The sequence below is a fragment of the Domibacillus sp. PGB-M46 genome, assembly GCF_022668875.1.
GTDB lineage: Bacteria > Bacillota > Bacilli > Bacillales > Domibacillaceae > Domibacillus.
In genome coordinates this window covers 73,941-85,885 of record NZ_JAKGCR010000008.1, presented here as the reverse complement: position 1 = coordinate 85,885, position 11,945 = coordinate 73,941, and the positions used below count along the sequence as shown (strand labels likewise).

Here is an 11,945-nt window from a genome sequence, read left to right as displayed (position 1 = left end):
CCGCGCGCAAAGGAGAGTAACCATGATTAAACATGTACTTTTTGATGGAAAAGAAGCCATCCAAGCATCCAACGATTACCTTCAACTTCTTATGATCCCGTCCTTTGGGAGCAATGTGATTTCATTAATCGATAAGAAAACGGGAAAAGAATTGCTCGTGAAGCCGGATTCGTTCGCGGCATTAACTGAAAATCCGATGCTCAATGGCATCCCGGTTTTGTTTCCGCCGAACCGGATTGAAAACGGTACGTTTATATTTAATGGCACTGCGCACCATTTTCCAATCAACGAAATTGACAAGCATCACATTCATGGTTTTGTATACGACCAGCCTTGGCAGGTCACGAATGAAAAAGAAGAACAAGGTGTCGTAACCATCCAGACGTTGATTCAGCTTGACCAGCCTGCGATTTATAAAGGGGCGTCTATCCAATTAACATACGAGCTTGACGGAGCGATTTTACGCCAAACAGCGACCGTTAAAAACGGCGGTGACGAACCATTCCCATGGGGAATCGGCTACCACACTTCTTTTTTATTTGATGAAAAGCATTCTTCTTTTTCCTTAACGAAAAAAAGCCAGTGGCTGTTAACGGATGAAGCGATTCCAACAGGAGAGCAGGTGCCGGGGGAACCGATGAAGGAAATCAGTTTGCAGGCCATGCCGCTTGATGATGCATATGCAGCTTTTGGCGAAGGAAACGAGGCTGTTATGCATAACAGGGAAACAGGCTGTACGGTTACATATCGGACCGACTCATCCTTTAAACACTGGGTCATCTACAATGGAAATGGAAAGGAAGGATTTGTCTGTCCAGAGCCTTACACATGCATCACCAATGCGTTTAATATGAACCTTTCACCTGAAGAAACGGGATTGCGCATCCTGATGCCGGGCGAGGAAGATACAGTAAGAACAGAAATTGAAGTCAGCTCTTTATCTACTCCGCAGTGATGCCACTGCGGATTTTTTGGTATAATGAGGAAAAGAGCCGAAAGAAGAGGACAATATGAAAAAATCACTCATCGAAACGCTTTTAACAGAAATGCCGCCGGATGATTATCTGCGAAGAGAAGCGGATGAGCTGAAGGGGAGGAAGAAAAAGATAGATTTTGCCCCTCTGAAGCCGGCATCAAAAGGGCCTGCGCCGGAGTTTACTTTTCTCGCCATGATGGCTGGCTTTGCAGGCATTATGGCCGGTGCCGCGTACCTGCTGATTTTTTAAGGAGAAAAAAATGAAACGAAACTATTCTTTTATGCTGGCGACCGTGTTCGTCGGCTTTCTTATTTTTGGTTTTTCAGAAAATGTAAAAGGGCCGGCCATGCCGCGTATCCAGGCGGATTTCGATCTGGATGCTTTTCAAGTCGGTACACTGCTGGCTTTTAATTCCATTGCCTATTTGCTGGCCTGCACGTTTACCGCGCAGTTAACGAGAAAATGGGGCATCAAGACTATGAGTGCTTTGTCGTTTGGCTCTATGGCTCTTTCCGGTGTATATATTTATTTGTCTTCCACCTACACAGGCCTGGCAGGAGCCTATTTTTTTATGTACGTTGGAAACGGCATGCTGGAAATTGTCCTGGCTATTTTAAGCGCGCGCTTGTTTGTAAAAAATACAGGAATGATGATGAACTTAGCTCATTTTTTCTACGGGCTTAGTTCAATCGTGGCCCCTATGCTTGCTTCAGGTTTAATGAAGCTGGCCATTGGCGGAACGGAGCTGGATTGGCGCGGAATGTATCTTGTGATCATGCTGCTTTCCCTTATTCCGATGATTCCAGCTCTGGCAAGCCGGTTTCCGCAGGAAGATGTACAGCCCGAACATCGGATTCCGGTTCGGACGCTTGCACGTGACCCGGTTCTGTGGCTTATTGTGATGGTTCTTTCATTTGGAGTGGTAGCTGAAATGTCTGTCGGCGGCTGGCTCGTCAACTTTTTGGAAAAGGCATATGATTGGACAAATGCGGATGCCTCTCAGATGCTGTCGATTTTCTTTTTATTCTTTACTTTTTCCCGTTTGTTTCTTGGACCGGTAACGGACCGAATCGGTTTTACTGTATCGCTTATCTTATTTGGCGCCCTTTCAGCCGCTTTTACTTTCATTGGCATTGCAGCGGGTGAGCCCGGTGCCTTATTACTAGCTGCAGCCGGCATCGGCATTGCACCCGTTTATCCGACCGTCATGGCGATGATCGCCCGCCGCTATCGGGAAAATAGTGATACGGCCATTACGTTTGTGGTCACGATTATGGGCATTTTCACCGTTTCCGGAAATGTCATCATTGGCGCTATTATCACCGCTGTAACAGAATACGCGGGTGCCGGTATGGGGATTGTACGCGGTATGCAGGCAGGCTATTTGTTTATTGGTGCCTGTGCGCTCTTGAGTGCCCTGTTTAGCTTCTTTTTGTATGTTTATTTACGACGTCAAAAGGAAGTTATATAGAAACGGATTTTTGCAGTAAAGGAGAGGGAGCGGTTGAAAGAATCCATTATATCTTTAACGAGAAAGCTGATTGAATTCCGCACCGTGGAGAAAGAACGGATTAACGAAGCAGCTGAGTATTGCGCCGAATGGCTGGCTGCGAACGGCGTTCATGCCAGGGTGATTAATAATGAAGGCTTAAAAAGCGTCGTGTCTGTGATTGGTGAGGAAGGACCGACTGTGATTTTAAATGGCCATCTCGATGTGGTGCCAGCCGGTCCCGATCAATTTATTCCTTATGTGGCAGAAGGAAAGCTTTACGGGCGCGGCAGCTTTGATATGCTTGGCTCGGTTGCAGTCATGATGCATGTAATGGCAGAGCTTGGGCAGGAAGAGCTGCCATGCAAGGTCATGCTTGCGCTCGTGCCGGATGAGGAAAAAGGCGGGCAAAAGGGAACTAAATATTTAGTTGAACATGGCCTGCTTGGAGACGTTGTGATTTGCGGAGAAACCACAAACCTTGATATTGCTGTACAGGCAAAGGGGGTCCTGCAGGTGGAAATCCAAATTGAAGGGGTTTCCGCTCACGGCAGCCGGCCCTGGCTTGGTGATAATGCAATTTTAAATGCGGTTGAAACGTACAAACGAATTGAAGAACTGCCGATTTTCAGCGTAAGTACGCCGTATTTTGAGCATCCATCGCTTAATCTTGCCCGGATTGAAGCCGGACAGGCGATTAACCAAGTACCGGACTGCTGTATTATGGATCTCGATATTCGGTATCTGCCCGGTCAGGACCCGGCAGTGCTGCTTAAAGAAATAAAAGGGGTTGTCAACGGCACTGTTCGTGTATTAAGCGAGGGAGAACCTGTACAGACGAATCCAAATCATCCATTAATTAAGCGTCTTCAGCAGGCAGCGGAGCATATATCCGGACGGAATATTCAAATGTTTGGCCAGCATGGAGCGGCTGACACGCGTTTTTATGCTGCCCGGGGCATTCCCGCAGTAGAGTTTGGGCCATGCGGTGCGAATCACCACGGTAAAAACGAATATGTCGATACTGACTCCCTTGTGACATTTAAAGAAATTTTAACCGACTACATTTTCCGGTTTTAGCGAAAATCGGCTGCCTTTTATCCGGCAGCCGATTTTTTATAAAATAGGAGACAGCAGACGGGCCAGTGATTCTCCAATCCGCTTAAAGAAGGTCCGGTGCTCAAAGCGTTCGCGCGTAACGGGTACAGAATCAGCAAAATCATGGAGAAAATCAATTTCAATTTTCTCTACAGCCGGGGTCCGGTTATATATAAACGTCATAAGTTCATGATTTAATCGAAAGCTCCGAACGTCAAAATTTGCTGTTCCTACAATTGCATGCACATTGTCAATCAGCAGTACTTTTGCATGCGTAAACGAGTCATCCCGGTAAGCAAACACTTTTACGCCGGCGCTAAGCAAATCTTTAAAATAAGAATTCGTTCCATAAAATGAAATCGCCCTGTCGCCTTTTCCCGGCACAATAACGCGCACGTCTTTTCCGCTTCTGGCTGCTACACGGATAGCCGCCAGCGCTTCATCATCCGGCACAAAGTATGGAGTGGTGAGCCAAATTGATTTTTCAGCGGATTGAATCATTTCCAGCATCGCATCCCGGACATCACGTTCTTCATTGTAGGGGCCGCCGTAAACCGTTTGCACCATTTGGTCGGCTTCATCCACTTTTGCGGGAAAATACGCTTCAAATCGAAACGGTACTTTCAGTTCGTCAAGCAAGGATGATTTTGCTCCTGTTGCGTGGATCCAGTCTGTTATAAATGCTTCCTGAAGCTGGTGAACAGCCGGTCCATGAATACGGATATGGGTGTCCCGCCACTTTTTAAATTGGGGGGCGTTGCTGCAGTATTCTTCACCGACATTCAGTCCGCCTGTAAAGCCGGTATGCCCATCCACAACGACCATTTTACGATGATTTCGCAAGTTAGCAGTACGCGTGAGCCATGGGGATATAATCGAATCAAATGCATAAGCTTCAATACCTGCATCACGCATCGGCTTTAAAAAAGATTTTGGCAGGCTTGAACAGCCAAGACCATCAAAAAGAAAACGGATATGAACGTTCGCTTTTGCCCGTTCAATAAGTGCATCGCGAATTTGGATAGAAATATTATCGTCCCGGAAAATATAATATTGAATATGAATGTGGTGTTCCGCGTGCCGAATCGCATCTAAAATTGCTGGAAACGTTTCATCACCGTTCGTTAAAACATCTACTTTATTGCCAGACATCGCCTCGAAGCCGGTCATATTTCGAATATTTTTCGCCTCTGGAAGCTGGTCAGATATATCCCATTCTTTTCCTAGATGACGCATGGTGGTGATAAATTTAACGGTTTCCGCGACAACCTGCTTCGGCAGCAACCGTCTTCTTGGATCCCGGCCAAATACGGCATACAAGACAGCGCCGGCAAGCGGAAATGCAAGGACAATGGCACTCCATGCCACCTTTGAGTTGGTCCCGCGCGAATCAAATAGAAGTAGATTTATGACAACTAAAACGGAAACCCCAACAGCTAAATACGTAAAGGCCACCGATAACTCATTGGAATAAAAACGAATTGAAAAATAAATTAAACCCATACAGATGATCAGTACAAACAGTTGTACAATCTTTTCTCTCATGACTGTCCCATCCTTTTACAATGCTTGTCCCTGACGGATTTACCCCAAAAAAAAGCACTTTATCAATGTTTCCATTAGTTTACCCAAAAATTTCATTGATGCGACCGTTGAAATTTAAAAAAGGGTGCGTTATAGTTTAAATTAAGACAAATGAATGAGTATTCATTCAAAAAGGGGGCTCGTTTGTGATTCAGCTTATTCGTAAAGCGGCTGTGATCGGATCAGGAGTCATGGGTTCAGGTATTGCTGCCCATTTAGCCAATGCAGGTATTCCCGTTTTGCTTCTTGACCGGGTATTAGAAGGTGAAAAGAACCGCAGCTCTCTTTCCGAAAAAGCAATTCGGGAGCTGCCTGGACAAAAACCGGCTCCGCTTGCTTTAAAAGATTATGCTGCCCTGATTAAAGCAGGTAACCTTGAAGACGACGCAGACAAATTAGCGGATGCAGACTGGATCATTGAAGTGGTTGTTGAGCGGCTTGATGTAAAAAAAGATATTTTAGCGCTTGTAGATGTCCACCGCAAAACCGGAAGTATCGTTTCTTCCAATACATCCGGCATTTCGATTGAAGCGATGACTGAAGGACGCAGCGAGGATTTTAAAAAACATTTTCTTGGTACACACTTTTTTAATCCGCCCAGATATTTAAAGCTGCTTGAACTGATTCCCACACCTTATACCGACCCGGATGTGACCGATTTTATGAAATCAGTTGGGGAGAACATCCTTGGCAAAGGAGTGGTGATGGCAAAAGATACACCTAACTTTATTGCCAACCGGATCGGCACGTACGGCTTATTAAAAACAATGCACGTCATGGAGGAAATGAATCTCTCATTCGGAGAAGCAGATTCGGTTACAGGACCGCTCATTGGAAGACCGAAAAGCGCAACTTTTCGTACGCTTGATGTAGTGGGGATCGATACATTTATTCATGTAGCGAAAAATGTATATGAACAGGCGGATGGAGAGGAAAAAGTCGTATTTACAGTGCCAAAGCTGCTTGTGCAAATGCAGAAAAACGGCTGGATTGGGGCAAAAGCAGGGCAGGGTTTTTTTAAGAAAGAAGAACAAACGATTTTAGAGCTGAATGCCAAAACGATGGAATACGGTCCACGCAAAAAGTTGAAAGCGGATTCAGTAGAACGTGCCAAGCAGCAAAAAGGATCGGCCAAATGGAAAACACTCCTGTACGCCAAAGACGAGGCGGGCACTTTTCTTTGGCGGGTGCTTGCTCCGACTCTTCTTTACTCGGCAGCGCTTACCGGAAAAATCGCCGACGATATTGTTGCGATTGACCGGGCAATGAAGTGGGGGTTCGGCTGGAAGGAAGGCCCATTTGAAATCTGGGACCAAATCGGCCGAAACGAATCCATTGCCAGGATGGAAGCGGAAGGGCTGAAGGTACCGGCCTGGGTAAAAGAAATGAAAGATTCCTTTTATAAATATGATTGTTATTATGATCCTCTGACCAAATCCTATAAGCCTGTGCCTCAGGACAAAAAAGTGATTTATTTGCCAAAAGGAACGGCTGTGATCAAGGAAAATAGTGGAGCACGGCTTCATGATATGGGCGACGGGGCAGCGCTGCTTGAATTTACTTCGCCCAACAACGCGATTGGTCTCGATATTATTCAAATGATCAACCTCTCGATAGAAGAAGTGGAGAAAAACTATCAGGCTCTCGTGATCGGCAACCGGGGCAAAAACTTTTGTGTCGGTGCAAATCTGGCGCTTATTTTGATGGCGGCGCAGGATGGGGACCTTTGGGAAATTGAAGCAACCGTTAAACAGTTTCAGAAGGCGATGATGAATATTAAATACAGTCCAAAACCTGTTGTAGCCGCACCGTTTGGTATGACGCTCGGCGGCGGAGCGGAAGTGTGCCTGCCGGCCGCCCACATCCAGGCCGCCCACGAAACGTATATAGGTCTTGTTGAAGCTGGCGTTGGCCTGATTCCCGGAGGAGGAGGCAATAAAGAACTTTACATCCGCTGCTTGAACCAAATGCCAGGGGAAGATCTTCAGGCGGCTGCAAACAAAGCGTTTGAAACGATTGCCCTGGCAAACGTATCTACTTCAGCAGCAGAAGCACGCAAAAGCGGGTTTCTTTATCGGTCTGACGGAATCAGTTTAAACGGCGACCATGTGCTTTATGAGGCAAAAAAAGCTGCACTTCACTTAGCAGATACAGGCTATAGAGCGCCGATTCGAAAAAAAATTCCGGTCACCGGAGAAACGGGTTATGCCACGATGCTGATGGGAGCCCGGTCCATGCACACAGCAGGTTTTATTTCCGACCATGATTTTGAAATTGCCCAAAAACTCGCCTGGGTCATTGCCGGAGGACGAGTGCCGTTTGGGACGGAAGTAGAGGAAGAGTATTTGCTGGAGCTTGAGCGGGTGGCGTTTTTACAGCTGGCCGCCTTGCCGAAAACACAGCAGCGCATGCAGCATATGCTCCTGAAAGGAAAGCCACTTCGCAACTAAAAGGGGGATTCCAATGAAAGAAGCGGTGATTGTAGCAGGGGCGCGGACACCGGTCGGCCGGGCTAAAAAAGGAACACTCCGCCATACGCGTCCGGACGATCTCGGTGCACTTGTTGTGCGGGAAACAGTAAAACGGGCAGGGGAATACAGCGGAGACATTGATGACTTGATTATCGGCTGCGCGATGCCTGAGGCCGAACAGGGATTAAATGTAGCCCGGAATATTGGGGCGCTTGCCGGTCTGCCGCATGACGTGCCGGCCGTAACCATTAACCGGTACTGTTCATCCGGCCTTCAATCCATTGCGTATGCGGCAGAGCGGATTATGCTCGGCCATGCCCGAACGATTATCGCTGGCGGAGTGGAATCAATGAGCCTTGTCCCGATGATGGGGCATGTAGCTCGTCTTAATGTAAAAATCGCCGAAGAAATGCCCCAGTACTATATGTCCATGGGCCATACTGCAGAAGAAGTCGCCAAAAAGTATGGCGTTTCCCGGCAAGATCAGGATGCCTTTGCTGTTGAGAGCCATAAAAAAGCCGGCCGCGCCATTGCCGAAGGAAAATTCAACGACGAAATTGTACCGGTGGGCGTTACATTCCGGCACATAGGAGAGGGTTTGCGCATACAGGAAGAGCAAGTTACTTTTTCAATGGATGAAGGTGTGCGCCGCGAAACATCTATGGAAGCACTCGCCAAGCTTCGTCCTGCTTTTTCTGCCGCCGGATCCGTCACAGCAGGGAACGCGTCCCAGACATCTGACGGAGCCGCGGCGGTCATGGTCATGGAGCGGGAGCAGGCGGATGCCCTTGGCTTAAAACCACTTGCCAAGTTTCGTTCCTTTGCGGTCGCAGGTGTACCGCCGGAAGTGATGGGCATCGGCCCGGTAGCCGCTATACCAAAAGCCTTGAAAATGGCAGGACTTCATCTTAAAGATATTGACTTGTTTGAATTAAATGAAGCCTTTGCTTCCCAGACGCTTGGCGTCATAAAGACGCTTGGCCTTGATATGGATAAAGTGAATGTAAACGGGGGCGCGATTGCCCTTGGCCACCCGCTTGGCTGTACAGGCACGAAGCTGACATTAACGCTTATCCATGAATTAGCACGGCGCGGCGGGCAGTTCGGCATAGTCACAATGTGTATTGGCGGTGGCATGGGGGCCGCTGGTGTATTTGAACGGATTACGTAAAAGGGGGAAGAGGGATGGCAGCAAAAGGTGGTTCCTTTTTAATCGAAGACGTTCCATGCAGCGCAGTATTTACCCCGGAAGAATTTTCAGACGAACAGAAAATGATTGCTAAAACAACAGAAGAATTTGTGCTGAACAGCGTCATGCCGCAGGTGCCCTTTCTGGAAAATCATGAATTTGACCGGTCGGTAAAACTGCTGCAGGAAGCAGGGGAGCTTGGGCTCCTTGCCGCAGATGTACCGGAAGAGTACGGAGGCTTAAGTCTTGATAAAATAAGCTCAGCGTTAATCGCAGAAAAACTGGCCGCTGCCGGCGGATTTTCGATCTCACACGGGGCGCATGTCGGTATCGGCTCGCTGCCGATCGTGTTGTTTGGCAATGAAGATCAAAAAAAAGCGTATCTCCCGGACCTGGCTGCCGGCGCCCGCTTTGCCGCCTATGCGCTTACTGAACCCGGATCTGGATCAGATGCTCTTGGGGCGAAAGCGACTGCCCGGCTGAATGAAGCCGGAACTCACTATATTTTAAATGGCGAGAAGCAGTGGATTACCAATTCTGCTTTTGCAGACGTATTTATTGTGTATGCAAAAATTGATGGCGAACACTTTTCAGCCTTTATCGTTGAAAAGCAATATCCAGGTGTATCGACCGGAGCGGAAGAAGATAAAATGGGCATTAAAAGCTCTTCAACGAGAACCCTTATTTTGTCAGATGCACAGGTGCCGGTCCAAAACCTGCTCGGTGAAGCAGGACGCGGGCATGTCATTGCTTTTAATATTTTAAACATTGGCCGTTATAAGCTTGGTGTCGGCGCCGTTGGAAGCGCCAAGCGGGCACTTGATATTTCTTTGAAATATGCCGCGGAACGAAAACAATTTAAAACGCCTATTGCCCAGTTTCCTCTCATGAAAGAAAAGTTCGGTACGATGGCTGCTAAACTGTATGCAGCGGAAAGTGCCATTTACCGGACGGTTGGTCTTTTTGAAGAGCGGATGAGCGGCTTAACGGCTGAGGAACAAAAGAACGGAAAAGCAGTCGCTTCCTCTATCGCTGAATACGCGGTCGAATGCTCTCTTGGCAAGGTTTTCGGCTCAGAGGTGCTGGATTACATGGTGGACGAAGGTGTGCAGATTCACGGAGGATACGGATTTATGGAGGAATATGAAATTGCCCGCATGTACCGGGACTCCCGCATTAACCGGATTTTTGAAGGGACCAATGAAATTAACCGGCTGCTTGTGCCGGGCACACTGGTTAAAAGAGCGATAAAAGGGGAACTACCGCTTTTTGAACGGGCCAGAGAGCTGCAGGACGAAATCATGATGCTACTGCCGGAAGAACCGGGAGATGAGGTGCTCGACCAACAAAAAATGCTTGTGAAAAGGGCTAAAAAAATAACGCTGCTCGCTGCCGGGCTTGCAGCTAAAACGTATGGTACATCGCTCGAATCTGAGCAGGAAGTGCTCGCCAACATTGCAGATCTGACAAATCTGGTGTATGCGATGGAATCGGCCGTGCTGCGGACAGAAAAAGCGATCAGTGTATCCGGCGAAGAAAAAAACAGCCAAAAAGTACTTTATACCGAAATTTTCTGCCAGGAAGCATTCAATGAAATAGAAGCCCATGCCAAAGAAACGCTCACTGCTGTCGAGTCCGGAGACGCTTTACGCATGATGCTGTCTGCCCTGCGCAAGCTCAGCCGCCATACCCCCGTCAATGTAATTGCCAAAAAGCGTGAAGCTGCCGACAGGCTGAATTTATCCCTAAAATATACAGTGTAACAAATGCGGCCGCCTCCTTTTAAAAAGAGGCGGCTTTTTGCCGCCGCAGACTGTAGACAAATGATATGGAGGATCGTGCACATGGATGGGATGATCGGCGTCCAGACAGCGCCGCTTTCAATGGGGCAGGCGCTGAGCCCGGCTTCGCCTGGCGGCTCCAGCGGTCTGCGCTGCTCTTCCGTCGCCAAGGGGCTCACAACAAAATCGTATAGAGCTGATAAGGACGTATCTTTCTGTTTGAAAAAGAAAATGTCTATTCATTCTTTGCTTATTGATCTGCAACACCACTTATCGGCTCTTTTTTAAAAGCGAAAAACTTTGTCTGCATCTGAGGCAGCTTTTTACAGCCGTCCGCCGGAATCCCTTTTTTTGAAAAAGGATTTTGGGCGCTTATGTCGAAATGGATGTGATGAGGTGATAGGAAATGAAGTTTTACTGGTATCCAAAATGCGGTACATGCCGTAATGCAAAAAAGTGGCTGGACGCGCATAATATTTCATATGAAGCCATTCATATTGTGGAGTCGCCGCCGTCAAAAGCAGAATTAAAAGATGCGTACGAAAAAAGCGGCCTTCCACTGAAAAAGTTTTTTAATACAAGCGGCCAAAAATACCGTGAGCTTGGTTTAAAAGAAAAAGTCGCAACAGCAGATGATGATGAGCTGCTTGATTTGCTTGCTTCCGATGGCATGCTCATTAAGCGCCCGCTTGCTATAAACAATGATAAGGTAACAGTAGGTTTTAAAGAAGAGGACTATGCACAAAAATGGCAGTGATTTCTTGCTTTCCATCTTCATAATCAGTAAAGTGTAAAGTGAAATTATTCTTATCTGGAGGTACATACTCATGAGCTTACCTAAAGAGCTGCGTTATTCTGAAGAACATGAATGGGTAAAACAAGAAGGCGGGAAAGTGCGGGTCGGTATCACTCATTTTGCTCAAGCAGAACTTGGTGATATTGTTTTTGTTGAGCTTCCGTCTGTTGGCGATACAGTAACTGTTAACGAACCATTCGGCAGTGTAGAATCTGTTAAAACGGTTTCCGAGTTGTATGCACCTGTCAGCGGTACAGTGGTAGAAATTAACGAAGAGCTTGATGATAATCCTGAATTTGTGAATGAATCACCATATGAAAAAGCATGGATGATTGTTGTCGAACCTTCTGATGCTTCTCAAATTGATGCTTTAATGACAGCAGAGCAGTACGCAGAAATGACAAAAGAAGACTAAACATGGGGACCGGCACCGTGCCGGTCTTTTTGCTTTTGGCTGGCACCAGGCAATACGAGGGGCTTATACGCCACGGGAAATAAAAGCACAAGTGGAAAGATGTCGCTTTTATTCCATATTATTAGCCGCAGGGCCTCCTTCTTTT

11 protein-coding genes are annotated in these 11,945 nt (G+C 47.2%); 10 read left to right on the top strand and 1 reads right to left on the bottom strand.

Annotated features, from left to right (window positions below; translation table 11 throughout):
• The first annotated feature begins 22 nt into the window (after nt 1–22).
• Genes L2D08_RS12345 through L2D08_RS12330 form a run of 4 tightly spaced genes read left to right on the top strand, consistent with a single transcriptional unit; the run spans nt 23 to nt 3,546 of the window.
• A complete protein-coding gene (locus L2D08_RS12345; protein WP_242234080.1) occupies nt 23–955 on the top strand; it encodes an aldose 1-epimerase in 933 nt (310 codons plus the stop codon).
• A 55-nt stretch (nt 956–1,010) separates the two neighbouring features.
• Nucleotides 1,011–1,226: a hypothetical protein gene (locus L2D08_RS12340; RefSeq protein ID WP_242234079.1), complete on the top strand. Its 216-nt coding sequence runs from the start codon at nt 1,011–1,013 to the stop codon at nt 1,224–1,226.
• 10 nt (nt 1,227–1,236) lie between these two features.
• The gene (locus tag L2D08_RS12335) at nt 1,237–2,448 is read left to right on the top strand and encodes an MFS transporter (protein ID WP_242234078.1); all 1,212 of its coding nucleotides are present in this window, start codon (nt 1,237–1,239) and stop codon (nt 2,446–2,448) included.
• Between the two features lie 33 nt (nt 2,449–2,481).
• Nucleotides 2,482–3,546: a M20 family metallopeptidase gene (locus L2D08_RS12330; protein WP_242234077.1), complete on the top strand. Its 1,065-nt coding sequence runs from the start codon at nt 2,482–2,484 to the stop codon at nt 3,544–3,546.
• A gap of 36 nt (nt 3,547–3,582) precedes the next feature.
• On the opposite strand, the gene cls is transcribed toward L2D08_RS12330, so the two are convergent.
• Nucleotides 3,583–5,109, bottom strand: a complete 1,527-nt coding sequence (gene cls / locus L2D08_RS12325) for a cardiolipin synthase (protein ID WP_242234076.1) — start codon at nt 5,107–5,109, stop codon at nt 3,583–3,585.
• A 185-nt stretch (nt 5,110–5,294) separates the two neighbouring features.
• Between cls and L2D08_RS12320 the strand changes: the two genes are divergently transcribed.
• The 6 genes from L2D08_RS12320 (at nt 5,295) to gcvH (ending at nt 11,800) form a co-directional block, all read left to right on the top strand.
• A complete protein-coding gene (locus L2D08_RS12320; protein ID WP_242234075.1) occupies nt 5,295–7,598 on the top strand; it encodes a 3-hydroxyacyl-CoA dehydrogenase/enoyl-CoA hydratase family protein in 2,304 nt (767 codons plus the stop codon).
• 13 nt (nt 7,599–7,611) lie between these two features.
• Nucleotides 7,612–8,790 (top strand): acetyl-CoA C-acetyltransferase, encoded by a 1,179-nt coding sequence (locus tag L2D08_RS12315; RefSeq protein WP_242234074.1) that lies wholly within the window; start codon nt 7,612–7,614, stop codon nt 8,788–8,790.
• A gap of 14 nt (nt 8,791–8,804) precedes the next feature.
• On the top strand, nt 8,805–10,571 hold the full coding sequence (locus L2D08_RS12310) for an acyl-CoA dehydrogenase family protein (RefSeq protein WP_242234073.1): 1,767 nt from the start codon (nt 8,805–8,807) through the stop codon (nt 10,569–10,571).
• An 81-nt stretch (nt 10,572–10,652) separates the two neighbouring features.
• Nucleotides 10,653–10,877, top strand: coding sequence for a hypothetical protein (locus L2D08_RS12305; RefSeq protein ID WP_242234072.1), 225 nt, complete (start codon nt 10,653–10,655; stop codon nt 10,875–10,877).
• A gap of 118 nt (nt 10,878–10,995) precedes the next feature.
• Nucleotides 10,996–11,346, top strand: coding sequence for an arsenate reductase family protein (locus tag L2D08_RS12300; protein ID WP_242234071.1), 351 nt, complete (start codon nt 10,996–10,998; stop codon nt 11,344–11,346).
• A gap of 70 nt (nt 11,347–11,416) precedes the next feature.
• Nucleotides 11,417–11,800, top strand: coding sequence for a glycine cleavage system protein GcvH (gcvH, locus tag L2D08_RS12295; protein ID WP_242234070.1), 384 nt, complete (start codon nt 11,417–11,419; stop codon nt 11,798–11,800).
• Nucleotides 11,801–11,945 lie beyond the last annotated feature (145 nt).